The organism is Methylobacterium sp. Leaf117, assembly GCF_001422985.1.
Lineage (GTDB): Bacteria > Pseudomonadota > Alphaproteobacteria > Rhizobiales > Beijerinckiaceae > Methylobacterium.
In genome coordinates, this window is sequence record NZ_LMNL01000001.1 from 188,784 (window position 1) to 212,421 (window position 23,638).

The 23,638-nt window shown below is 63.7% G+C and carries 19 protein-coding genes; 16 read left to right on the top strand and 3 right to left on the bottom strand.

Annotation, left to right across the window (positions count from 1 at the left end):
• Nucleotides 1-192: 192 nt before the first annotated feature.
• The 4 genes from frr (at nucleotide 193) to dxr (ending at nucleotide 3,709) form a co-directional block, all read left to right on the top strand.
• Nucleotides 193-759, top strand: coding sequence for a ribosome recycling factor (frr, locus tag ASF57_RS00855; RefSeq protein WP_056189640.1), 567 nt, complete (start codon nucleotides 193-195; stop codon nucleotides 757-759).
• 224 nt (nucleotides 760-983) lie between these two features.
• Nucleotides 984-1,667, top strand: a complete 684-nt coding sequence (locus ASF57_RS00860; RefSeq protein ID WP_056478929.1) for an isoprenyl transferase — start codon at nucleotides 984-986, stop codon at nucleotides 1,665-1,667.
• 2 nt (nucleotides 1,668-1,669) lie between these two features.
• Nucleotides 1,670-2,533, top strand: coding sequence for a phosphatidate cytidylyltransferase (locus ASF57_RS00865; RefSeq protein WP_056478932.1), 864 nt, complete (start codon nucleotides 1,670-1,672; stop codon nucleotides 2,531-2,533).
• 12 nt (nucleotides 2,534-2,545) lie between these two features.
• Entirely contained in the window at nucleotides 2,546-3,709 is a 1,164-nt protein-coding gene (gene dxr / locus ASF57_RS00870) for a 1-deoxy-D-xylulose-5-phosphate reductoisomerase (protein WP_056478936.1), read from the top strand.
• 9 nt (nucleotides 3,710-3,718) lie between these two features.
• On the opposite strand, the gene ASF57_RS00875 is transcribed toward dxr, so the two are convergent.
• On the bottom strand, nucleotides 3,719-4,363 hold the full coding sequence (locus ASF57_RS00875; RefSeq protein WP_056189628.1) for a TetR/AcrR family transcriptional regulator: 645 nt from the start codon (nucleotides 4,361-4,363) through the stop codon (nucleotides 3,719-3,721).
• A 146-nt stretch (nucleotides 4,364-4,509) separates the two neighbouring features.
• Between ASF57_RS00875 and ASF57_RS00880 the strand changes: the two genes are divergently transcribed.
• The 9 genes from ASF57_RS00880 to lpxB all read left to right on the top strand — a co-directional run bounded on the left by ASF57_RS00880 (nucleotide 4,510) and on the right by lpxB (nucleotide 16,393).
• Nucleotides 4,510-5,730 (top strand): HlyD family secretion protein, encoded by a 1,221-nt coding sequence (locus ASF57_RS00880; RefSeq protein ID WP_056478939.1) that lies wholly within the window; start codon nucleotides 4,510-4,512, stop codon nucleotides 5,728-5,730.
• An 8-nt stretch (nucleotides 5,731-5,738) separates the two neighbouring features.
• Nucleotides 5,739-7,319 carry a DHA2 family efflux MFS transporter permease subunit gene (locus tag ASF57_RS00885; RefSeq protein ID WP_056478942.1) on the top strand — a complete coding sequence of 527 codons (1,581 nt, stop codon included), beginning with the start codon at nucleotides 5,739-5,741 and terminating at the stop codon, nucleotides 7,317-7,319.
• Between the two features lie 161 nt (nucleotides 7,320-7,480).
• The gene (gene rseP / locus ASF57_RS00890; protein ID WP_056478945.1) at nucleotides 7,481-8,641 is read left to right on the top strand and encodes an RIP metalloprotease RseP; all 1,161 of its coding nucleotides are present in this window, start codon (nucleotides 7,481-7,483) and stop codon (nucleotides 8,639-8,641) included.
• Nucleotides 8,642-8,983: 342 nt separating this feature from the next.
• Nucleotides 8,984-11,545 (top strand): outer membrane protein assembly factor BamA, encoded by a 2,562-nt coding sequence (gene bamA / locus ASF57_RS00895; protein ID WP_056478948.1) that lies wholly within the window; start codon nucleotides 8,984-8,986, stop codon nucleotides 11,543-11,545.
• Between the two features lie 45 nt (nucleotides 11,546-11,590).
• Nucleotides 11,591-12,649: a UDP-3-O-(3-hydroxymyristoyl)glucosamine N-acyltransferase gene (lpxD, locus tag ASF57_RS00900; RefSeq protein WP_056478953.1), complete on the top strand. Its 1,059-nt coding sequence runs from the start codon at nucleotides 11,591-11,593 to the stop codon at nucleotides 12,647-12,649.
• Between the two features lie 408 nt (nucleotides 12,650-13,057).
• On the top strand, nucleotides 13,058-13,522 hold the full coding sequence (gene fabZ / locus ASF57_RS00905; protein ID WP_056189609.1) for a 3-hydroxyacyl-ACP dehydratase FabZ: 465 nt from the start codon (nucleotides 13,058-13,060) through the stop codon (nucleotides 13,520-13,522).
• Nucleotides 13,519-14,331: an acyl-ACP--UDP-N-acetylglucosamine O-acyltransferase gene (gene lpxA / locus ASF57_RS00910; RefSeq protein WP_056189606.1), complete on the top strand. Its 813-nt coding sequence runs from the start codon at nucleotides 13,519-13,521 to the stop codon at nucleotides 14,329-14,331. Before fabZ ends, lpxA begins: the two co-directional genes overlap by 4 nt.
• Nucleotides 14,332-14,375: 44 nt before the next feature.
• Complete coding sequence (gene lpxI / locus ASF57_RS00915) at nucleotides 14,376-15,224, top strand: UDP-2,3-diacylglucosamine diphosphatase LpxI (protein ID WP_244476755.1); 849 nt, start codon at nucleotides 14,376-14,378, stop codon at nucleotides 15,222-15,224.
• A complete protein-coding gene (gene lpxB / locus ASF57_RS00920; protein WP_056478956.1) occupies nucleotides 15,221-16,393 on the top strand; it encodes a lipid-A-disaccharide synthase in 1,173 nt (390 codons plus the stop codon). The genes lpxI and lpxB overlap by 4 nt, the downstream gene beginning before the upstream one ends.
• Here the strand turns inward: lpxB and ASF57_RS00925 are convergent.
• Together ASF57_RS00925 and hrpB are read right to left on the bottom strand one after the other, a co-directional pair.
• Nucleotides 16,371-16,841 carry a DUF805 domain-containing protein gene (locus ASF57_RS00925; protein WP_082503610.1) on the bottom strand — a complete coding sequence of 157 codons (471 nt, stop codon included), beginning with the start codon at nucleotides 16,839-16,841 and terminating at the stop codon, nucleotides 16,371-16,373. The genes lpxB and ASF57_RS00925 overlap by 23 nt on opposite strands.
• Nucleotides 16,838-19,342 (bottom strand): ATP-dependent helicase HrpB, encoded by a 2,505-nt coding sequence (gene hrpB, locus ASF57_RS00930; protein ID WP_056478961.1) that lies wholly within the window; start codon nucleotides 19,340-19,342, stop codon nucleotides 16,838-16,840. Before hrpB ends, ASF57_RS00925 begins: the two co-directional genes overlap by 4 nt.
• Nucleotides 19,343-19,523: 181 nt before the next feature.
• Here hrpB and ASF57_RS00935 point away from each other — a divergent pair, with 181 nt between their 5' ends.
• From ASF57_RS00935 to ASF57_RS00945, 3 genes are all read left to right on the top strand, one after another.
• Nucleotides 19,524-19,826, top strand: coding sequence for a hypothetical protein (locus ASF57_RS00935; RefSeq protein WP_056189596.1), 303 nt, complete (start codon nucleotides 19,524-19,526; stop codon nucleotides 19,824-19,826).
• 280 nt (nucleotides 19,827-20,106) lie between these two features.
• A complete protein-coding gene (mutS, locus tag ASF57_RS00940) occupies nucleotides 20,107-22,761 on the top strand; it encodes a DNA mismatch repair protein MutS (protein ID WP_244476790.1) in 2,655 nt (884 codons plus the stop codon).
• A 493-nt stretch (nucleotides 22,762-23,254) separates the two neighbouring features.
• On the top strand, nucleotides 23,255-23,482 hold the full coding sequence (locus ASF57_RS00945) for a hypothetical protein (RefSeq protein WP_056189589.1): 228 nt from the start codon (nucleotides 23,255-23,257) through the stop codon (nucleotides 23,480-23,482).
• Nucleotides 23,483-23,638: the final 156 nt, after the last annotated feature.

Sequence of the window (23,638 nt, forward strand, 5' to 3'; positions counted from 1 at the left end):
GCCGCGGATTGATCGGTCTGCGTCTTATGACGAGGTGGGACGGCGCCGATGGATTCTGCTTCGGGCTGACCCCGACGCATAAGCGCCGTAGCCCCATTTGCGGCCTCTCTGATTTTGGTTCATTGAGGCGCACGAACGGGCCTTCGCGGCTCGGCCCCCAATTTCCCCTAGTTCGCGTCGGGATAGTCCAGCATGGCAGCCATTCCAGAATTCGACCTGAATGACATCAAGCGCCGTATGCAGGGTGCCGTAGCCTCGCTGAAGGGCGATCTCGGGTCGCTCCGTACCGGCCGCGCCACGCCGAGCATCCTCGATCCGATCCAGGTCGATGCCTACGGCGCCATGATGCCGATGGCCCAGGTCGCAACCGTGAGCGTTCCCGAGCCCCGCCTTCTCAGCATCTCGGTCTGGGATCGCGGCATGATCGGTGCCGTCGAGAAGGCCATCCGGGAATCCGACCTCGGCATGAATCCGCAAACCGAAGGTCAGACCATCCGCCTGCGTGTTCCTGAGATGAACGAGCAGCGTCGCAAGGAAATGGTCAAGGTCGCGCACAAATACACGGAGGAGGCTCGCGTTGCGGTCCGCCATGTCCGGCGTGATGGGCTCGACCATCTGAAGAAGCTGGAGAAGGACGGCGCCATCAGCGAGGATGATGAGAAGCGTCAGGCCGGCGAAGTCCAGAAGGCCACCGATCAGTTCATTGCTGAGATCGACGGTGTGCTCGCCGCCAAGGAGAAGGAAATCATGCAGGTCTAGGATTTGCTGGTCCGGGTTCGAGATCACGTGTGATCGACACGAAAGACGGTTGGGGGAGAAGCGCGTTGGGTCGCTCAGAAGGCGCGCGTCAGATCGAGGCGGCAAGGGTGCACGGCGTTGAATCGTCTGGTCGTGAGCCCGCGGATGGTGCCGCGACGGTTTATGCAGGCTCTCATCAATCTAAGACAGGTCTGCAAACCGCGCCGGCTCATGTCGCCATCATCATGGACGGAAATGGACGCTGGGCGGCAAGTCGTGGCCTGCCGCGCGTCGAAGGTCATCGCCGTGGTGTCGACGCGGTGCGGCGCGCGGTACGTTCGGCGATCGAACTCGGCGTGCACTTCCTGACCATCTACAGCTTCTCATCCGAGAACTGGCGCCGCCCGCCGGCCGAGGTCGCCGACCTCATGGGCTTGCTGAAGCTTTTCGTCCGCCGCGATCTCGCCGACCTGCACGGGAACAACGTTCGGGTCCGCATCATCGGCGAGCGGGAGGGACTCAGTTCCGACATTGCTGGGCTCCTGGACGAAGCGGAGTGCCGCACGCAGGCTAATACCGGGCTCACCTTGATCGTGGCCTTCAATTATGGCGGTCGTCAGGAAATCCTTCGGGCGGTTCGAAATCTCGCACGGTCCGTAGCCGAAGGCGCCCTTGCGCCGGACGCCATCGATCTGGATGTCCTGACCGGCGCCCTCGACACTACCGGGATACCGGATCCGGATCTCGTCATCCGCACGTCGGGGGAGCAGCGGTTGTCGAATTTCCTGACCTGGCAGACAGCTTATGCGGAATACGTGATTGTCCCTGAATTCTGGCCAGACTTCGATCATGCGGCGTTCCACGCTGCAATCGAGGAATATCATCGCCGTGACCGCCGCTTCGGCGGCCTGAGCGGCAAGGTCGGGTAATCGTGGTGCCTGAAGAGGCGGCTCCCGCCTCCCGGCGCGGACTTTTTGCCAGCCGAGAGTTCCGCGCTCGGCTCGTCTCGGCAATCTTGCTCGGCGGTATCGTCGTATCGGCGCTGATCCTTGGCGGCTGGCCCTTCGCAATGATCTGGCTCGCCGCAGGCATCGTATTTGCCGCCGAGTGGATCGGCATGAGCGCGATCGCGCCGCGGCGCTTCGTTCTTTCGGTGACGGCCGCGACCCTATTCGGCCTCGTTCTCTGTCTTCACGGCGACGTTGCTCCGCTGCCAATGACCTTGGTGGGACTCGTTGGGGCCAGTCTCCTGACGGCCATCGCGAAGGAACCTGCCGGACGCCTTCGTGCCTTGGGCGGTCTCGCCAGCGCCGCTGTGATCGCTCTGGTGCCTACAGCTCTGCGCGATGATCCCGGGATCGGGATCCTGGGTCCCGCCTGGATGTTCGCCGTGGTCTGGTCCACCGATATCATCGCCTACTTCACGGGGCGGACATTCGGCGGCCCGAAGCTGATGCCGCGGGTCAGCCCGAAGAAGACGTGGTCCGGTGCCCTCGGTGGGCTGGCCGCAGGAACGCTCGCTGGAGTAGCGCTCGTGCTGATCGCCCGAGACCATGGCTGGAGCAGTCTTTCGACGACATCGCTTGCCGTCGTCGCCCTCCTTAGCGCTACTGCCTCGGTTCTCAGCCAAGGCGGTGACCTCGTTGAGTCCGCCCTCAAACGCCGGTACGGCGTGAAGGATTCGGGCCGTGCGATTCCCGGACATGGTGGCGTCATGGACCGTCTCGACGGGTTCTTCGCCGTCGCTCTCCTCGCCGGTTTCTATCTTCTCGTACGCCGCTTCGTCGCGCCCTGAAGGACCCTCCCGTTGCTGACCGTCACCATTCTCGGCGCCACAGGCTCCATTGGCCAATCGACCATCGACTTGTTGCTTCAGCATCCGGACCGCTTTCGCATCGGCAGTCTCGTAGCCGGGCGCGATGTCGACGCCATTGTTCGGCTCGCAGGTAACCTGCAGCCGGATTTCGTGGCACTCGCCGATGAAGCCGCCGGTCCGGCCCTGCGCGACGCGCTCGCTCACACTGGAATCCGCAACGGAGCCGGGGAGGGTGCCGTGCTGGAGGCGGTGGCACGGGATGCCGATATCGTCGTGGCAGCCGTGAGCGGAGCTGCCGGCCTGCGGCCCACGCACGAGGCGCTGAAGCTCGGCCGTACCGTGGCACTTGCCAACAAGGAAAGCCTCGTCTGCGCCGGCGACGCCTTCATGCGGGACGCCAAGCGCTACGGAGCTACTCTGCTGCCAGTAGATTCCGAGCACAACGCTTTGGCTCAAGCTCTCGGTGACGGCCGCCTCGACGATGTGGCCAAGATGACGATCACGGCCTCCGGCGGCCCGTTCCGAACCTGGACCCGTGAGCGTATTGCGAATGCTTCCCCAACGGAGGCGGCGGCCCATCCGACGTGGTCGATGGGCATGAAGATTAACATCGATTCCGCCTCCCTGATGAACAAGGGGCTGGAGTTGATCGAGGCGCACCATCTCTTCGCCCTCGAGCCCGATCGTCTGGACGTGATCGTTCACCCGCAATCCATCGTGCACGGTCTCGTCTACTGGCGGGACGGCGCGGTGACGGCGGGCTTGGCCATGCCAGACATGCGCGTGCCGATCGCCCATTGCCTCGGGCTCGGCGAGCGCTTGTCGATCGCACGCGGACGTCATCTCGACCTCGCGGCCGCCGGCAGCCTGACCTTCGAAGCAGCCGATGAGGTGCGCTTCCCCTGCCTGCGCATTGCCCGTGCGGCCCTTGCCGCCGGCGGCGCGGCGCCGACCGTGATGAACGCTGCCAACGAAATTGCGGTGTCGGCGTTCATCCAGGGTGCCATCGGTTTCTACGGCATCGCCGATCTTGTTGAACGCGCCTGTGAACACTTCGCCGGCCAATACAGGACCGCACCCGAGAATGTCGACGCGGCCCTGGCCATCGACGCCGAGGTTCGGCGTTGGAGCAGCCAGGCCCTCGCGGCGGCCTGAGCGAGGCTGTCAGCTTTCTGGGCCGTAGCCCTCCAGAAACACGCGCACCGCCTCTCGAACATTGTGTTCGATCTCTGCTGGGACGACCCTGTCGCCGGCGTTGAACAGGAGCCGGGTCAGCAAACCGGCCTGACAGATCTGAAGGAATTGGCGCGCGGCGAGGTTGGTGTCCGCTGGGCGGAGGCGCGTTGCCGCCACCTGCGCATCAAGGTAAGCGGCGAGCCGGGTCGTACCCTGCACAGGGCCAGCCTCGAAGAAAGCTTGGCCAAGGCGCGGGAATTTCTCGCAGGCACCGATGACCATCCGAATTACGGTGATGTGCTCCGGCCTGACCATTTCGGTGAGATAACTCAGTCCCAGCCGCGTGAGCACGCCTCGTACATCGGGATCGTCGGCATCGAGGCGAAACAGCACCTCGGCAAGCCCGCGCTTTTCGGCCAGCGCCAGCGCCTCGAATAGAGCTTCCTTGCTGTCGAAGTAGACGTAGAGCGTTCCCTTTGAGACGCCAGCCGCTTTGGCGATCTCGCCCATGCTTGCTCCGTCGAAGCCGGAGGCCATGAAGACCGCACGGGCGCCGTCGAGGATCTGCCGACGCTTGTCGGTTTCCGGCAAGGCGCGCTCACGCCCATCCATGGGGGCTTCTACGGTCGTCATGAAGCTGATCCTGATTGACCGAACGGTTCAGTCAGAATATCTAAATTTCTTGGAAAGCGCCAGCATGTGCAGTCTCAGCTCAGCATGCGCAGTCTCAGAAATGACCGAACGGTTCGGTCATTTCCGCGGAGGTCAGGATTTTCGCCATGAGCTTGCGCGAAGACGACGCATATTCGCCCAAGCCGCCTGAGCTCGATGCCGGCGGGATGACTGGGAAGTTCTCAGCGGCCGTCCCGCTTGTGCCAAAGACGCCAGCACTGATCGCGACGGAGCCGACAGACAGGCTGCGGCGCGCGCGCAAGCTGGTATTTGCCACCCTGTTGCTCGCCGGCCTCGGTGGCGCAGCCTACAAGGCGCATCATTGGTGGACGGTGGGACGCTTCTTTGTGACGACCGACGACGCCTACGTGCAGGCCGACATTTCGGTGCTTGCCGCCAAGGTCCCCGGCTATCTTGCGGCAGTGCCGGTCGTGAATGGGCAGATGATGCACAAGGGTGATGTGATCGCGCGGATCGACGACGGCGACTACCGCCTTGCCGCCCAGGCGGCGCATGACAAGCTGGTAACCCAGCAAGCAGCCATCGTCCGCATCGGCCGGCAGGTCGAAGCCGCGCAGGCGCAAATGCTCCAGGCCTCGGCTCAAATCGACGCGAGCAAGGCCGATGCGGTACGAGCAGCGGCCGATTACGCCCGCCAGCAACAGCTCGAGAAGGTCGACTTCGTCGCTAAGGCACGCATCGAGCAGGCGCGAGCCGACCGCGACCGGACCGACGCCGCGGTGAAGGGGGCCGAAGCCTCGCTGGTTGCGATGCGCGCCAATGTCGAGGTGCTTCGGGCGCAGGCCCAGGAGGCTGAGGGGCTGGCCGCCGAACTGCACACGGCCGAGGCGCGGGCGGCTCGCGATCTCGCATTCACGACGATTCGAGCGCCCTTCGACGGCGTCGTCGGCAACAAGGCCGTGGAGGCTGGCGCCTATGTCGCGCCAGGCTCTCGCATCGCTGCCCTGGTCCCCCTCGAGAGCGTTCGCATCGACGCCAATTTCAAGGAGACGCAGGTCGAGCGTATGCACCCAGGCCAGCGCGTCCATATCGCAGTGGATGCCTATCCCGATCGCGACATTCTGGGCGAGGTCGAGTCGCTTTCGCCCGCTTCCGGTTCGGTTTTCAGCCTGCTGCCTCCCGACAACGCCACCGGCAATTTTACGAAGATCGTCCAGCGCCTGCCGGTGCGGGTGCACGTACCGGCGGAGGTCGCGAGCGAGGGAATTCTGCGTCCCGGCCTGTCGGTCACCGTTCGGGTGGATACTCGAGAGGGTAGTGGATCGGCTGGCGGGGACAATCCCGTGCGCACGGCTTCACGGCGCTAGAGACGCCCATGACCGCTGATGCCGTCCCGGGGCCATCCGCGATGGCCACCGAGCCGCCGCTCGATCGCCGCCGAATGGTGGCATTCGTATGCATGGTGTTCGGGATGTTCATGGCGATCCTGGACATTCAGATCGTCTCGGCTTCCCTGGCTGAGATCCAGGCTGGTCTCTCGGCCTCGGGTGATGAAATTCCCTGGGTCCAGACCAGTTACCTCATCGCCGAGGTGATTTCGATCCCACTCTCCGGCTTCTTGTCGCGGGTGGTGTCCACGCGGTGGATGTTCGTGATCTCGGCCGGTGGCTTCACGCTGATGAGCCTGATGTGCGCGACATCGACCTCGATCAACGAGATGATCATTTGGCGCGCCGCTCAAGGCTTCATCGGCGGCGGTATGATTCCGACGGTCTTCGCGTCGGCCTTCACGATCTTTCCGCCCTCGAAGCGCTCCGTCGTTTCGCCGATGATCGGACTGGTTGCGACGCTTGCTCCCACGATCGGGCCGACAGTCGGCGGCTACCTCACCGACCTGTTCGACTGGCACTGGCTTTTCCTCGTCAACGTCGTGCCAGGCATCTTCGTGACGGTCTCGACCTATCTACTGGTCGATTTCGATGATCCGAACCTTGCCTTGTTTAAGCGCTTCGACTGGTTCGGCCTCGTCCTCATGGCGCTGATGCTCGGCTGCCTCGAATACGTACTGGAAGAAGGGCCGAACCACGACTGGTTGGCCGACGAGGCAGTGTTCGCGAGCGCCGTGGTCTGTCTCATCGCGGGGCCGGCCTTCTTCTGGCGCGCCTTCACGGCCGCCGAGCCGATTGTCGATCTGCGCGCTTTCTCCGACCGCAATTTTACCGCCGGCTGCATCTTCAGCTTCGTCCTCGGCATCGGCCTCTACGGTTTGACCTACCTCTACCCGGTCTATCTCGGACGAGTGCGCGGCTACTCTGCACTGCAGATCGGCGAGACGATGTTCGTCTCAGGGCTGTGCATGTTTGCGACAGCTCCCATCGCGGGTCGTTTCTCGGGGAAGGTCGATCCCCGCATCATGATGGGTCTCGGCTTCCTCGGCTTCGCCACCGGGACTTGGATGGTCACCGGCTTGACCAAGGACTGGGACTTCTGGGAATTGTTGGTGCCACAGGTCCTGCGCGGTTGCTCGCTGATGCTGTGCATGATTCCGATCAACAATATCGCTCTTGGAACGCTGCCGCCGGCGCGGATGAAGAACGCGTCCGGGCTCTACAATCTTACCCGCAACCTCGGTGGCGCCGTCGGTCTCGCGCTGATCAACACCGTGTTGAACGACCGCTGGGACCTCCACCTCGCCCGGCTGCACGAACGCTTCACCTGGACGAACACCGCTGTCCTTGAACGACTTGAGATGACGCGCCGGCAATTCGAGGGGTTCGGTGGCAGTGCGGACGCGATGGCTCTGAAAGCGATGATGAACACGGTTCGCCTTCAGGGATTGGTGATGGGCTTCACCGACGTGTTCCTGGTGCTGACCTTCCTGTTCGTGGCGATGGCTTGTGCCGTACCGTTTATTCGGAGGCCGCGTGCGGCAGCGGGGGCAGGGGGCGGCCATTGAGGCAGATGCCCTTTACCAACGGGCTGGGAATGCGGGGATAGACCGACGAAAGGGGTCTGCTGCGACCTCGAATCACGTCCGCCGGGTTTGCGTTCGCGTTCCACGCATCCGATCTGCTACAGCGGGACGACGGCCCCGCGAGAGGCCGAGAGGATCGACGTATGGATTTCCTGAATGCCATGGGCGGCACGGCGACCGGTTTCTTCGGTGCGGTGATTCCCTTCCTGATCGTGCTGAGCATCGTCGTGTTCGTCCACGAGATGGGGCATTTCCTGGTCGGCCGCTGGTGCGGGGTCGGCGTTCACGCGTTCTCCCTCGGCTTCGGACCGGAACTGTTCGGCTTCAACGATCGCCATGGGACGCGGTGGAAACTCTCTGCCATTCCCCTCGGCGGTTACGTCAAGTTTCACGGTGATGCCAACGGCGCCAGCGTTCCCGATCCGGAAGCGGTGGCACGCATGACGGCACGGGAGCGTGCCATTAGCTTTCCGACCCAACCGTTGCCGAAGCGGGCCGCGATCGTAGCGGCAGGGCCCATCGCTAACTTCATCCTCGCCATCGTCCTGTTTTCCGGCGCGATCTATTTCGGTGGCCGTTATGAAACCCCCGCCCGCGTCGAGGCCGTGATCCCAGACAGTGCCGCGGCCCGCGCCGGATTTGAACCTGGCGACGTGATCCGGGCCATCGGCGGATCAAAGATCGATAGCTTCACCGACATGCAGCGCACGGTTTCGGGTGCCGCAGGTTCGAGCCTGACCTTCACGGTCGAACGTGGCAGTGAGACCAGGGAACTGGTCGCCGTGCCGGAGAGCAAGGAGGACGTGACCCCGTTCGGGCGTCATCGTTTCGGGCGGCTCGGCATCCAGGGGCCGAAGGGGACAGAGGCGAAACTTGTGCACTACGGCCCTCTGCAGTCGGTGGGCCTGGGCGTCTACGAGACCTATTTCGTCGTTGACCGCACCATAGACTATATCGGCAAGCTCGTGACCGGACGAGAATCCCCCGACCAGCTATCGGGCCCCATCGGGATCGCGCGGGTCTCGGGCGAAGTCGCAAAGGTCGGTGGTATCGGCGGTCTGATCGGCCTGATCGCGCTGCTCTCCGTCTCGATCGGGCTGCTGAACCTGTTCCCCGTACCCTTGCTGGATGGGGGGCATCTGCTGTTTTACGCCTTCGAAGCGATTCGCGGCCGGCCCTTGAGCGAGAGGGCACAGGAAATCGGTTTCCGGATTGGGCTGGCTCTGGTTTTGTTCCTCATGCTGTTCGCTGCGTGGAACGATATCCTCAACCTCGGTGCATCCTGGGGCGCACGTGGGACCTGAGCTTGTCCACCTGATCTTGCGCCTGACCTGAGGACTATGACGGCCGTCCCGTTGCGAGACACGCAAACGCCTCGATCTTAACCACAATCCCCATTGCGCGCGGAACCTTGCGTTTCGCGTGCAACCGTTTGTTGACCCTATTCGACGATCGATCCGGGGCGTTAAGTGACCGGAAGGCCACGTCTCCCCAAAATCCCCAGAGTGCGGGACCTGCCGGCGTTTCCTTAACGCAGGAATCCCGATAGAAGCTGAGCTTGGGACCAGGTGTCAGGACGTCCGGAAAACGGACGCCTGACTGCGGGTGCAAACTCGCGCTGAAGATATAAAGAGACGGGCGATTACATGATGTCGATGACGGGGAAGCGCCGGCGTAAGTCGGTGGAACAGACCATCGTCCTAGTCGCCGCGGCGGCCGCTGGCCTCGTTCTCGGTGGAACCGCCCAGGCGCAGCAGATCGTCGTTCAGGGAAACAAGCGTGTCGATGCCGACACCATCCGGTCCTATGTGACCGGCACCGCCTCCGGCTCCCCCGAGGAAGCCCGCCGCAACCTGCTGGCGAGCGGCATGTTCTCCGATGTGAAGGTCTCTCGTAGCGGCGCCAGCACCGTCGTCAGCGTCCGTGAGAACAACCTCATCAATCGGGTTGTGTTTGAGGGTAATAAGAAGATCGAGAAAGCGACCCTTGAGGGCGAGGTCGAGGCCAAAGCGCGCGGCGCTTTCAGCGAGGCTGTTGTTCAGGCCGATATTCAGCGCATCAAGGAAGTCTATCGTCGCGCCGGTCGCGGTACGGCCAAGGTGACCTATCGGACCGTCGACCTGCCGAATGGTCGGCTCGACGTGATCTACGTCATCGAGGAAGGTGACAAGACTGGTATCAAGGCGATCAATTTCGTTGGGAATAGTGCCTACTCGGAATCCAAGCTCCGGGAGCTGATGTCGTCGTCCGAGATGAACTTCCTCAGCTTCATCAAGACATCTGACGTTTACGATCCGGACCGTATCACGAACGACCTCGACATCGTCCGGCGCTACTACCTGAAGAATGGCTACGCCGATTTCCGGGTCGTCAACGCCGATGCGCGCTATGTCGAGGGCGAGGGAGATGCCGGTTGGGTCATCACCGTCACTGTCGACGAAGGCGAACAGTATCGCGTCGGTGCGGTAGCGATCGATTCCCGTCTGCCGGGTCTGGATACGCAGACATTGGACGGCGAGATCCGGTCCCAGGTCGGCGACGTCTACAACGCCGAGGACGTGGAGCGGACTCTCAACGGCGTGACCAATCAGGTCGGCCGCCAGGGCTATCCCTTCGCGCAGGTGCGCCCCACTGGCCAGCGCGACCGTGCAACCCACACCGTGGCTCTTGGCTTCGTGGTGGAGGATGGTCCGCGCGTCTATGTCGAGCGCATCAACATCCGCGGTAACACTCGGACCCGCGACTACGTCATTCGCCGCGAGCTCGATATCACCGAAGGTGACGCCTATAATCGGGTGCTCACCGATCGCGCCGAGCGCCGCCTGAACGGTCTGGGCTTCTTCAAGAAGGTTCGCTTCTCGAACGAGCCGGGTTCCTCGGCCGACCGCGTGATCATCAACATTGATGTCGAGGACCAGCCGACGGGTTCGTTCTCGGTGGCTGGCGGCTACTCCACCCAGGACGGTATCATCGGCGAGGTCTCGGTCTCCGAATCGAACTTCCTGGGTCGTGGTCAGTACGTCCGTGTCGCTGGTACCGGTGGTCAGTACTCGCGCGGTTTCGACTTCTCGTTCACGGAACCGTACTTCCTCGGCTATCGTCTCGCTGCGGGTTTCGATGCCTTCTACAAGTACAGCGACCAGACCCGTTACTCGCGTTACGAGACCACGGTTTATGGTGGGCAGCTTCGTGTCGGCCTCCCAATCACCGAAGAGTTCGGGATTACGCTCCGCTACTCGGTTTACAATACCGAACTCAAGGTTCCGAATACCGTCAAGCGGCCGTATAACGACTGCTCGAACCCGATCCTTGGATACACTGCGATTACAAGAGGTGGACTCGCGACTGGTGCACCAGGCGAGCAAGCTGCCTATCCAGCTTGCGCCCTCGACGGTGAAGCCTCAATCGCGTTGAAGGGATCGCAGGGCAACACCCTGACCTCCCTTGCAGGACTTACGCTCGCCTACTCGACCCTCGACAACCTCGGTTCGCCGCGGAACGGCCTCTACGCCGAACTGAAGCCTGATCTCGCGGGTCTCGGTGGCGACTCGAAGTTCTTCCGCGTGACGGGCGATGCCCGATATTACAAGGAGTTCTACGAGGACGTGGTCGGCTTCGTCCGGTTCCAGGGCGGTCACATCTCAGCTCTGAACGACCAGCCGCTGCGGATCACCGACCAGTTCTTCCTTGGACCGTCGCTCGTCCGCGGCTTCGCGCCGAACGGCATCGGGCCGCGTGACGTCGGCATCAGCGACAGCCGCTCCAACGCGATCGGTGGTTCGACCTACTTCGGCGGAACCGTCGAAGTTCAGTTCCCGCTTCCCGGAGTGCCGCGTGATCTCGGCTTGAAGGGCGCGGTCTTTGCTGATGCTGGTACGCTGTTCGGCTATAACGGTCGGACGCAGTTCAATGTGAACGGCGACAGCTTCATCAACGGTATCGCTCCGGGTGGTGCCTGTAACTTCAACCAGCTTACCATCGGCGTTGAGCCCGAGTGCGTAAACGTTCGTGACAAGATGACGATCCGCTCCTCGGTCGGTGCTTCGATTCTGTGGAATTCGCCACTCGGACCGATCCGCTTCGATTATGCTTATGCGCTCTCGAAGGACGAAGGCGTGAAGGCCTACGATGCGAACGGCAGCTATCTGGGACGGGTCGGAAAAGATCAGCTCCAGGCCTTCCGCTTCTCCGGCGGCTCACGCTTCTAAGTCAGAGCGCCGTCTCCTTTTCGGGAGGCGGCGCGTTGTGACCGAATGTCAGATCCGATCTTCTTCTCCGCGACCTCCACCCTCAGCCTCGGCGCCATCGCCGAGGCTGCTGGCGTTTCATTGCCAGCGACGGCTGACTCCAATGCCCTGATTACCGGCGCCGCACCGCTCGAATCCGCGTCGCCGTCTGATGTCGCCTATATGGACAATGCCCGTTACGGCGATGCGCTCGCGAAGACACGTGCAGGGCTCTGCCTCGTTTCCCCACGTTTTGCGCCGCGTGTTCCTTCCGGCACGATCAGTTTGGTTCTTAAAGATCCCTATCGGGTCTATGCAGGGTTATTGGCGCGGCTCCACCCGGATGCGATGCGTCCCGGCTCACTCTTCGGTGTTGCCGGTGTCGCCCCCGGCGCTCACATCCACCCCGAGTCACGCCTCGAGCCCGGCGTACAAATCGATCCCGGTGCGGTCATTGGGCCGGGTGCGGAGATTGGCTCGGGCACGATCATCGGCGCTAATGCGAGCATCGGACAGTCCGTTCGCATTGGACGGGACTGCGCCATCGGGGCCGGTGCGACGTTGACCCATGCGCTGATCGGAAATCGGGTGATTATCCATCCCGGCGCACGTTTGGGCCAGGACGGATTTGGATTCGCGATGGGCCCGGGGGGACACCTGAAGGTGCCGCAGATCGGCCGGGTCATTGTTCAGGATGATGTCGAAATCGGTGCCAATACGACGATCGACCGGGGGGCCAGCCGGGATACAATCATCGGGGAGGGGACGAAGATCGATAACCTCGTCCAGATCGCCCACAACGTCGTCATCGGTCGGCACTGCGTCATCGTCTCAGGCGTGGGGATCTCCGGTTCGACCACCCTTGAGGATTATGTTGTCCTCGGCGGACAGGTGGGCGTCGTCGGCCACCTTCGCATCGGAATGGGATCGCAGATCGCCGGTTCGTCCAATGTGAACCGGGACGTTCCTCCTGGAAGTCGATGGGGGGGTACACCCGCAAAGCCGGTCCGAGCGTGGTTCCGTGAACTCACGACCCTGGCACGCCTCGCCGAGCGTTCGACGCCCGGCGACGAACCGAAGAGCTGACGGCGTCTGCTCGGCGGGGACACACTGGACCAAGAGCGCGTAGCGAGAGCGGGTTCGAGCGCTCTGGGAGAAGCCCGACGATAGGGCTCTCCTCCACAGCGTTCGCGCGCCATGCGAGCGGCCTGATCCCAGCCGATTTGCATCGACAAAGCTGAATGATCGCAGCCTGAGCCGGTGCACGAACCTGTCCAAATCGGGGATCTTTTGATCGGTACGTGCCTGATGGAGGCCGTAGAGGATTACCACCTCGATCCGAAGGCCGGCGATCCTTCCCTGTATCCCATTCGATCCGCAGGGGCTTGCATCCCGTCCGCTTCTGCCGAATGAAGGCGCATCCTCCAAGTTGGCGGCTGATAGGAACGAGGCGGGGCGGCGGGGGCGTCGACGCGCAGTGAGGTAATCGAATCGATGAACGACATGCCGCGTGAGCTCGGCTCGGCTGACATCCAGAAGGTCCTGGAACTGCTGCCGCACCGCTATCCCTTCCTGATGATCGACCGGATCGTGGAGATCGACGGAGACCGCAGCTGCGTCGGCATCAAGAATGTCACGATTAACGAGCCGCAATTCACAGGACACTTCCCCGGGCTGCCAGTGTTCCCCGGGGTCCTCCTTATCGAAGGTATGGCTCAGACCGCGGGGGCCATCTGCTGCCGCCACATCATGAGCGACGAACTGCGTGCTAAGCAGGTCTTCTTCATGACCATCGACAAATGCAAGTTTCGCAAACCCGTCGTTCCGGGCGACACCGTTCGCTATCACATGACGAAGATCAATCACCGAAAGACCATGTGGTGGTTCCGGGGCGAGGCGCGGGTGGATGGTACCCTGGTGGCCGAGGCCGAGATCGGCGCCATGCTGGTGACCGAGTGAGCACTGTCGGCGAGATCCATCCGAGCGCTGTGATCGAGGACGGCGCGATCCTCGGGGAAGGCGTCCGGGTCGGGCCGTTCTGCCATGTCGGGCCGTCCGTCGCTCTCGGTGATGGGTGCGAACTCGTAAGCCACGTCGTGGTGGCCGGCCGGACAACGATCGGCCCACGGACACAGCTCTATCCCTTCGCCTCGATCGGACATCCACCCCAGGACCTCAAGTTCAGGGGTGAGGCCTCCGTTCTGACCATCGGCGCCGATTGCGTGATCCGCGAAGGCGTGACCATGAACCCCGGAACCGCCGGGGGGGGGCTGGAGACGACGGTGGGCGACAAGTGCACGTTTCTCGCCAACTCCCATGTCGGCCATGATTGCCGCGTCGGTGACGGAGTCGTGTTCTCCAACAACGTCATGCTGGCCGGGCATTGCAGCGTTGGCGATTACGCGATCCTCGGCGGTGGTGCAGCCGTGATCCAATTCGCCCGCGTTGGGGCCCATGCCTTCGTCGGCGGGCTTTCCGGGTTGGAGAATGACTGCATTCCTTATGGCATGGCGCTCGGGAACCGCGCCTACCTCTCCGGCCTGAACATCATTGGATTGCAGCGGCGCGGTTTCGCCCGTGAGGATATTCACACGTTGCGGCGAGCCTATCGCCTTCTCTTTGCCAATGAGGGGACGCTGATGGAGCGTCTGGAAGACGTGGCCGCGGAGTTCGAGAGTCACCGCGCCGTCGCCGAAATCGTTGCTTTCATTCGCGCTGGCGGCAAGCGTTCCCTCTGTACCCCGCGCGAGACGCCGAGCACCTCTTGAACGCGAACCCAGCGCCCGCTGCGCAGATCACCGGGGCACCGTTATTGGTCCTGGTGGCGGGCGCCGGTCACCTGCCAGAATTGGTGGCGGCCTCGCTCGACCGCGCCGGGCGCCCATTTCGCGTTCTGGCAATTCGCGGGTTCGCCGAGCGGGCGATGCGAAGACGGGCCGAAGCGACGGTCGATCTCCTCGACATCGCCGGTATCCTGTCCGTCCTCGAGGCATGGGGACCCGCTTGTGTCATCCCGGCCGGCGGCGTGTCTCGGCCGAACCCCGCCGCGATTCTGAATGCCGCGGCGGCGTTACGGAACCGCGACGCCCTGAGGGCGATCTCTGCCGGCGGCGACGACCGGCTGCTGCGCAGCGCTCTTCTGCTTCTGGAGGAGCACGGCCATGGTGTGATGGGCGTCCACGAAGTCGCGCCCGATCTTCTCAGCCCCGAAGGAGTACTCGGCCTGCATGCGCCCGACGCTGCTTCACGCGAGTCGATCGAAACCGGCCAGGCTCTGCTGTCTACGCTTTCTCGATACGATGTCGGGCAGGCAACGGTTGTGGTGGGTCAACGGGCGCTCGCCATCGAGGGACCTGAAGGCACCGACCGAATGCTGTCCCGCGCCCGGGGACTCGGCCGCCGCCCCTTCGGTTACGGCAACGCGCAGCCCGGCACCGTGCTGGTGAAGTGCGCCAAGATCGGACAGGATCTTCGCGTCGACCTGCCGGCAATTGGACCCCGTACCGTGGTGAATGCCGCTGCGGCCGGTTGCGCAGGTGTGGCCGTCCAGGCTGGCCACACGCTGATCATCGATCGCCAAGCGACGATTGCGGCGGCGGATCGGATAGGCCTCTTCGTCGTCGGATTGAATCTCGATGCCAGAACGGGACCGGACGCATGAACGAGCCCCATCCTGAGCGAGTCATCTGGCTGGTGGCAGGCGAAGACTCGGGGGATCAACTCGGATCGAAGCTGATGCGCGGACTGCGTGAGTTGTCGGATCGCCCGATTCGTTTCGGAGGGGTCGGCGGCGAGGCGATGGCGGCAGAAGGCTTCCGGTCCCTCTTCCCCATCGATGACGTGGCGGTCATGGGCTACCTGCCCGTCGCCGCGCGGCTGCGGACCCTCCTGCGCCGTATTCGCCAGACGGTGCGTGACGTCATCGAAGCCCGGCCCGATGTGCTTGTCATCATCGACAGTCCCGGTTTCACGCATGCCGTGGCTGCACGCGTCCGTAAGAGAATGCCAGACCTTCCCATCGTCGACTATGTGTCGCCGAGCGTCTGGGCTTGGCGCCCCTGGCGGGCCGCGAAGATGCGCCCCTTCATCGATCACGTCCTCGCCCTTCTGCCCTTCGAACCAGAGGCACACCGACGCCTGAATGGCCCTGCCTGTACCTATGTCGGTCATCCGCTGATCGAGCGACTCTCGGAATTGCGCCCGTCCCGCACCGAAGCCGAGGCACGCCTCGTAGGATCACCGGTCCTGGCGATCCTGCCTGGCTCCCGCCGATCGGAAATCGAGCGTCTGATGCCGGTCTTCGGGGCCACGCTGGCGCGTCTCACGGCGCGCTTCGGACCGATCGAGGCGGTGCTGCCGGCGGTGACGCGGCACCGAGCCTTGATCGAGCGGTCGGTGCTCGCCTGGGATAATCCCGTCACGCTCGTTCACGGCGAGGCAGCCAAGCATACCGCGTTTCGCCGGGCCCGGGCAGCGCTGGCCGCGTCCGGTACGGTCACGCTCGAACTGGCCTTGGCCGGTGTTCCGATGGTGGTTGCCTACAAGGTCTCGCGGATCGAGGAGGCCGTCGCGCGACGCCTGATCCAGGTCCCGACCATCGTGCTTCCGAATCTGATCCTGGGCCACAACGCGATGCCGGAGTTCATTCAGGGCGACTGTACTGCGCCACGGCTTGCCGCAGCCCTCGAGCCCTTGCTGGCCGGCGCTTCGGAGCGCGATGCGCAGGTGGCGGCCCTGGCGCAGATCGACAGCCTCATGCGCTTGCCGGACGATGATCAGCCGAGCCGAAGCGCAGCGCGCATCGTCCTCAAAGCGAAGCGTGCAGCGTGAGCCGTTTGCAATCCAATGGGACTGCGCCGTAGCGGTTGGCCTCCCGGCTTCCGGATCGAAAGACCGTCTCGAGAAAGAACCAAACGAAGAAGCCTAGCATTGCCAGGACGAGCCCAATGACCGGGATGGGATAGCTGTCGACCACCCCCTCAAGCGGCAGAAGGCTGGTTGCCTCCGCGAGAATGTATGCCCCCAACCACCAGCCACTGCGGTTGCGGTCATGTAGCCGTCGGACCGTCTGGATCGAGGTTGCCAGGATGACGGGGAGCGTGCCGGAGGCAACGAGAATACCCGACCAGCGGAGGCCAAGGGCGGCGAGCCAGATCCCCAGGCAGAGCAGGCCAAACCCGAGGACGATCATACGCATCAGAAAGCCGCGATAGGCCGGGGCCGAGAGGCGACCGCTTGGATCGAACGGAGCCCAGGCGCGACAAAGTTCCTTGCTCATGTCCCCCTCGGCTTGACACGCCGCGTCGGAGGCTCGGCCACAGGATCTTCCGGCCAGGGATGGCGTGGGTAGCGCCCGCGCATCTCCGAGCGTACGGCGCTCCACGATCCACGCCAGAAGCCTGGAAGGTCGCGGGTGATCTGGATGGGTCGCGAGGCTGGTGAGAGCAGATGCAACACGAGGGCGATTCTTCCACCGGCAATACTCGGATGGCGTTCCAGACCGAAAAGCTCCTGCACTCGGACGGCCAGCACCGGCCCGGTCTCGAACTCATAGTCGAGTGCGATGCGCGATCCGGTTGGCACTTCGAAATGGGTGGGCGCATCCGCGTCGAGGCGGGCGCGCCGATCCCAGGGCAGCAACGCTTGAAGGGCGCGCGCGAGATCGTCGGCGGTGATGGCGTCGAGGCTCGTGCGCCCGATGATTTCCGGTGCCAACCAATGCTGGATGTTTGCCAGCAACTGAGTGTCTGACACGTCGGGCCAGTTCGCGGGGTCAGCCTCTCGCAGGAAGCGTAGGCGTGCGCGCCATTGGGTAAGTTGCGGCGTCCATGGCAGGGCGTGTAGCCCGATCTCGACGACGCCTTTGGCGAGTATCTCGGCCGCGGCAATCTCCACCGGCACAGGCAGCGGGTGGTCGCCCAGCGTCACTGATCCAAGTCGTCGCATCGACCGCGCGCGTAGGGCACGTGCCGTCCGGTCGAAGGTGATCTCTGTCTTCGCCTCGATTGCAGTCCCGAACAGCGCTTCGATCGCCCCCAGGGAGATCGGAGCCGCAGCAAGAATGCGAGCCTGGGCCGCTGTCCCGGTGATTTCCGCTACGACGAGGAACGGCTCGCGGGCCAGCGCAGAGCTCGGATCGACCCGTCCAGCTCGTCCGTTGGCCATGACGAATTCGCCATCGCGGCCACGGGCTCGGGCAACCCGATCGGGATAGGCCAGGGCGAGCAGCGTTCCGGCCTCGCTCAAGTCGAGGCCAACCGGAGCATGGTCACGGGTTCCGGCGAACGCGTTGGCTTGTCGTACCCAGCTCTGTGCGAGCCGGCGCATGTCGCTCGCCCTTTGCCCACGGTCCCGCGTGTAGCGGTCGAGCCGGGACCTGACGTCGGTGTCGTCGCCACCGAGCCCCCGCTCGACCAGCACGGCTGCAAGGTCTGCCGCCTCGCGAGCCCTGTCGTAGCCTGCTGCCTCGACAACCATACGGGCGAGTCGTGGAGGCAGAGGAAGTGCGCGCAGAGCGCGCCCAGTTCTGGTCAGGCGACCATCCGGGTCGATCGCTTCAAGGTGGCTCAGCATCGCTCGGGCTTCGGCAACGGCGGGGGCAGGGGGCGTGTCGAGAAATGCCAGGGTCGTCGGGTCCGTGACACCCCAGGCTGCGCAATCCAGAATTAGGCCCGAGAGGTCGGCCGCCAGAATCTCGGGACTGGTAAAGGGCTCCAGGGCGTTTGTTGCAGCTTCGGACCACAGTCGGTGACAGATGCCCGGCTCGGTTCGGCCGGCACGGCCTCGGCGCTGATCGACCGAGGCGCGTGAAGCACGGGCGGTGACTAGACGAGTCAGTCCAAGGCCAGGCTCGTAGATCGGCACTCGCGACAAACCCGAATCCACGACGATCCGCACGCCCTGAATGGTCAGCGAAGTCTCGGCGATACTGGTGGCGAGCACCACTTTGCGCCGGCCAGGCGGCGCGGGGCCGATGGCACGGTCCTGTTCGACAGGCGTAAGAGCGCCATACAGGGGAGCCACCTCGATGGATGCATCGACTCGGTCGGCCAGAAGAGATGCCACGCGACGGATCTCGCCTTGACCCGGCAGGAAGGCGAGCACCGAACCCGGGTCTGCCCGCAGTGCCCGTAAGATCGCCTCCGCCACGACGTCCTCGATCCGTCGGCTCGGGTCTCGATCCGAGTATCGGGTCTCGACCGGGTAGGCGCGCCCCTCGGATTCGATCACCGGCGCTCCGCCGAGAAGCGTGGCGACACGGGCGCCATCAAGCGTCGCCGACATGACGAGGATGCGAAGATCCTCCCGCAAAGCACCTTGGCTGTCGAGGGCCAAGGCCAAACCGAAATCCGCATCCAGCGAGCGCTCGTGGAACTCGTCGAACAGGACGGCGCCGATGCCGGTGAGTTCCGGATCCTCCAGGATTATTCGGGTGAAGACACCCTCGGTGACGACCTCGATTCGGGTGCGGCTCGAAACCTTCGAGCCGAGGCGGACACGCAGTCCGATGGTTTCACCGACGTTCTCACCCAGCGTCGCGGCCATACGCTCGGCAGCGCCGCGGGCTGCAAGACGGCGAGGCTCCAGCAGGATGATCTTGTCCGCCGGCCGTAACCAGGGTGCTTCGAGGAGGGCGAGCGGCACCCGGGTGGTTTTACCGGCGCCGGGCGGTGCCACGAGGACAACCGACGGACGGACCGCAAGAGCGTCACGAAGGGCTGGAAGGACGACCTCGATAGGCAGGGTGGCGACGAGAGGCGCGGGTGCAGAGTGGACCATTCCAATGCTGGTGACGCGATTGCGGACGATCCGCAACCCGCTGCGGTTCAGGTCGAGTCACGGATGTTCCACCATACTTGCCATGACCGGGGCCAATTCCATCATTCTGTTGGATCACCTGGGAACGGATTCACTTCGAAGGACTTGATCGCTCGCAGCGCAAGTGGCGCTTTGACGGAAGATGGAATTCATGAACAAGCTTGCGATCGCTTTGGCTGCCAGCACTCTGCTCGGTGCATTCGGGCTCACGTCCGCATCGGCCGCCCCCGTTATGCCGGCTCCGGCCGTTGCTGTCGCAGGTGATCAGGCGCTCGATCAGGTCGCCTATCGGCGCCATCACCATGGGATGCGCCATCATCGTCATCACCGCCGGATGCATCGCATGCCGCGTTCGCGGATGATGAGCGATCCGAATTCACGCAACCCCTCGCAGCCCGGCTACCAGCAGCAGAAGGGCAGCACCACGGGCGGTCCGCGCTACTGAGTTCCCTTTCAGTCCCTTCAATCGGCTTCGACGAGGGTCGGTCTGCGCAGGCAGGCCAACCCTTTTCATGTGGCGATGCGTGGCTCTGCGTTCTCACTGGTCGTAGACGTATCAGCTTTCTCCCCAGGCCAGACGGGCTACCGCGCTGATTCTTGCCAGCTAGGTCTGCTATGCTGGGACCATGTCACAGCGCCCCGCTCGATCCGTCGCCAAGACCGGCTCCGCCCCCTCGGACTACACGACGAGCGCTGCCGTTCTCGACACGACCGGTGCCACGCCGATGATGGCGCAGTATATCGAGATCAAGGCGGCCAATACCGATTGCCTCCTGTTCTACCGTATGGGCGACTTCTACGAGTTGTTCTTCGAAGATGCCGAGATCGCCTCGCGCGCGCTCGGCATCGTTCTGACAAAGCGCGGCAAGCATGGCGGTGCCGACATTCCGATGTGCGGCGTTCCGGTGGACCGCGCCGACGACTATCTTAGCCGCCTGATCGCGCTCGGCCACCGCGTGGCTGTCTGCGCACAGACGGAAGATCCCGCCGAAGCGAAGAAGCGCGGCCCGAAATCTGTGGTTCGCCGGGAAGTTGTCCGCCTGGTCACGCCCGGTACCATCACCGAGGATCGTCTTCTTGACCCCGCCCGTGCCAACGTTCTGTTGGCGATCGGCCGACGCAAGGCTGGTGAGACTGCTTTGGTTTACGGGTTGGCTGCAGTCGATATCTCGACCGGGCGGTTTTCCCTCAGTGAAGTCCCGGCTGCCGAGCTTGCCTCCGCAATTGCCCGACACGATCCGCGCGAGATCGTTATGTCGGAAGCGATCCATGCCGATCCGGCTCTGACCCGGTTCTGGCGCGAATGCTCCGCTCCCGTCACGCCGCTCGCACAAGCTGAACTCGAGCCCTCTTCGGCGGAGCGGCGGATCAAGGCACAATTCGGAGTCTCGACGCTCGAGGGCTTCGGGCAGTTCGGCCGCGCCGAGATCGCAGCGGCAGGAGCGGTCCTGCTTTACATCGAGCGTACGCAGATCGGCGCTCGCCCGACCTTGTCGCCGCCGTCGCGCGAAAGCGCTGGCGCGACCCTGTCCATCGATGCCTCGACCCGGGCCAATCTCGAACTTACCCGGACCCTGTCGGGCGAGCGCAAGGGCAGCCTCCTCGACGCCATCGATCGAACCGTCTCCGCGGGCGGCGCCCGGATGCTCGCCGAGCATCTGGCGGGTCCGTTGACCGATCTTGAGGCGATCCGGCATCGTCACGCCGCTGTCGAGTTTCTGGTTGAGGACGGGCCGACCCGGTCCGCCTTCCGCGCTAGCCTCGCCCGTGCCCCTGACCTTGCCCGCGCCTTGTCGCGCCTCGGGCTCGGCCGGGGTGGCCCGCGGGATTTGGCAGCCTTGCGTGATGGTCTGGACGCTGCCCAGGAACTCGCGACCCGCTGCGACGGCTTGGAGAGGCTTCCCGAGGATTTGAAGGCCCTAGCCACCTGTCTTGCTTCCGTCGATGGCGAGCTTGTGCAGACATTGCGTGCGGCCCTCGCCGAGGATCTTCCACTGAAGCGCCAGGACGGCGGCTTCGTCCGCGCCGGCTATGACGCAGAGATCGACGAGAACCGCCTCCTCGGCCAGGATTCGCGCAAAGTCATCGCTGCCTTGCAGACGCGCTACGCCGAAGAAACGGGCTGCCGTACGCTTCGGATCAAGCATAACAACATGCTTGGGTACTACATCGAAGTCCCACAGGGGGTGGGCGAGGCCTGCCTCAAAGGAGTAATGCGCGAGACCTTCATCCATCGCCAGACCATGGTCGACGCCATGCGGTTCACCAGTGTCGAACTCGGGCAGTTGGAGAGCCGCATTTCCGGCGCATCCGACCGCGCGCTGACCCTGGAGAATGCGGTGTTCGATGCCCTGTCAGGGCGCGTCCTGGAGCAGGCGAGCGCTATTGCGGATGTGGCTGAGGCGCTGGCGCGCCTCGATGTGGCGGCCTCGCATGCCGAGTTGGCCGTCGAGCGCGACTGGCGCAGGCCAATTGTCGATGAAAGCTACGCCTTCGTGGTTGAGGGTGGGAGACATCCGGTTGTCGAGGCTGCCCTGCGCGCGTCGGGAGCGCCGTTCATTGCCAACGACTGTGACTTGTCAGGGGAGGGGCGTGGACGCATCCGGTTGATCACTGGTCCGAACATGGGCGGTAAGTCCACCTTCCTGCGCCAGAACGCCCTCATCGCCGTCCTGGCGCAGATCGGAGCCTTCGTGCCGGCGGCCCGCGTCCGGCTCGGGCTTGTCGACCGCCTGTTTTCGCGTGTCGGTGCCGCCGACGATCTTGCCCGTGGTCAATCGACGTTCATGGTCGAGATGGTCGAGACCGCTGCGATCCTGAATCAGGCGACCCGTCGCTCCCTCGTCATCCTGGACGAAATCGGTCGTGGTACGGCGACCTTCGACGGGCTTTCGATCGCGTGGGCCTGTCTCGAGCACCTGCACGAACAGAATGGTTGCCGGGCCCTGTTTGCCACCCACTTCCATGAACTGACCGCTCTTGGGCAACGCCTCTCGCACCTCGACAATGCGACCCTTCGGGTTGCCGAACACAAGGGCGAGGTCGTCTTCCTGCACGAGGTGGTGTCGGGTGTGGCCGAACGCTCCTATGGGTTGCAGGTTGCCCGCCTCGCTGGCCTTCCGGCCGGGGTGATCGCGCGGGCAGGGTCGATCCTGAAGCACTTGGAGAAGGCGGAGCGGGACCGGCCGTCCCGCCCCCGGATCGACGACTTGCCGCTCTTCGCCAACCTTGCTCCTCCGCCGATGCCGGAGCCCGTTCCGGAGGTTTCGGATGATGCCTTGCGTTCAGCCCTCGATGCGATCGACCCGGACACGCTGACGCCACGCGAAGCTTTGGAGGCCTTGTACCGCCTCAAGGCCGTCGGCAGCGGACCGCATTGACGCCGCTCCCGTTCGCGTATGGGGATCGGGATAGGCGGCCCGAGCGGGAGTTCGTCAGATTGAGAAAGCGACGTCGGAGGTTTTGCAAAAAGTATCGGCGACCTGCAGGGACCTGTTCAAACGGCGCCCATTGTTCCGTGCCTCGTGGCGAAGCGAGTTCCAGAGATCCCACGCGTTTCGGCTATTCGGCCTCTTGTGATCGGGGCACGAAACGCCGGCATACGGCGCTGGGATAGCTTTCAACCCAGTCGTGAGGGGCGAGCGTTCGTGACTGCGGCAATCGTGTACGATCGACAGCCAGCATCGCCCTTTTGGTATTCCCACCCCGGTTTCGGAGGGTTTGCCTATACCGAGGCGGGTCCAACACCAAAATTGAAATCGATAGAATCAATATGCGATATTGAATCCATTTGTTTGAATCATGATGCGGTGCAAAATATCTTCGGATCATCGAACGGGGCTGTCGCCCCGGAAATTCCGAAGGAAGCTCACGATGACCACCCGTACCATCGTCCTCAGCGCACTCGCATCTCTGACCCTGATCACCACTGCGTTGGCGGATGACCGGACCTACCTCACCCCTCCCCTGTATCGTGAGCAGGCGCGCGCCACGGCAACCGTGCGTCCGGCTTCTGAACTGATCACCACGCCGTTCATCACACCGCGTGCACCGGCAACTCGGCAGCTCGTTGCGAAGACGGCCGAGGCATCGGTTCGCTAATCTCGATCTCGCTCGAATATGCCGTCAATCGAGAAGGGCTGCGCTCCGGCGGACGATGCTTCGCCGGAGCGCCTATTCACAGTCGGCGGTCACGATCTTATCGGCTGATCCTCTGACCATAATCCTGGTCAGCGATCTCTCCCGGCGCCGAATTAT

What these genes read in the sequence shown, in the direction of transcription:
- ASF57_RS00875 (WP_056189628.1), bottom strand. Translation starts at nt 4,363, where the DNA reads ATGACGACCGTAGAAGCCCCCATGGATGGGCGTGAGCGCGCCTTGCCG.
- lpxB (WP_056478956.1), top strand. Translation starts at nt 15,221, where the DNA reads ATGAACGAGCCCCATCCTGAGCGAGTCATCTGGCTGGTGGCAGGCGAA.
- ASF57_RS00925 (WP_082503610.1), bottom strand. Translation starts at nt 16,841, where the DNA reads ATGAGCAAGGAACTTTGTCGCGCCTGGGCTCCGTTCGATCCAAGCGGT.
- ASF57_RS00935 (WP_056189596.1), top strand. Translation starts at nt 19,524, where the DNA reads ATGGAATTCATGAACAAGCTTGCGATCGCTTTGGCTGCCAGCACTCTG.
- ASF57_RS00880 (WP_056478939.1), top strand. Translation starts at nt 4,510, where the DNA reads ATGAGCTTGCGCGAAGACGACGCATATTCGCCCAAGCCGCCTGAGCTC.
- lpxD (WP_056478953.1), top strand. Translation starts at nt 11,591, where the DNA reads ATGTCAGATCCGATCTTCTTCTCCGCGACCTCCACCCTCAGCCTCGGC.
- ASF57_RS00860 (WP_056478929.1), top strand. Translation starts at nt 984, where the DNA reads ATGGACGGAAATGGACGCTGGGCGGCAAGTCGTGGCCTGCCGCGCGTC.
- bamA (WP_056478948.1), top strand. Translation starts at nt 8,984, where the DNA reads ATGATGTCGATGACGGGGAAGCGCCGGCGTAAGTCGGTGGAACAGACC.
- frr (WP_056189640.1), top strand. Translation starts at nt 193, where the DNA reads ATGGCAGCCATTCCAGAATTCGACCTGAATGACATCAAGCGCCGTATG.
- mutS (WP_244476790.1), top strand. Translation starts at nt 20,107, where the DNA reads ATGATGGCGCAGTATATCGAGATCAAGGCGGCCAATACCGATTGCCTC.
- fabZ (WP_056189609.1), top strand. Translation starts at nt 13,058, where the DNA reads ATGAACGACATGCCGCGTGAGCTCGGCTCGGCTGACATCCAGAAGGTC.
- rseP (WP_056478945.1), top strand. Translation starts at nt 7,481, where the DNA reads ATGGATTTCCTGAATGCCATGGGCGGCACGGCGACCGGTTTCTTCGGT.
- hrpB (WP_056478961.1), bottom strand. Translation starts at nt 19,342, where the DNA reads ATGGTCCACTCTGCACCCGCGCCTCTCGTCGCCACCCTGCCTATCGAG.
- ASF57_RS00885 (WP_056478942.1), top strand. Translation starts at nt 5,739, where the DNA reads ATGACCGCTGATGCCGTCCCGGGGCCATCCGCGATGGCCACCGAGCCG.
- ASF57_RS00945 (WP_056189589.1), top strand. Translation starts at nt 23,255, where the DNA reads ATGACCACCCGTACCATCGTCCTCAGCGCACTCGCATCTCTGACCCTG.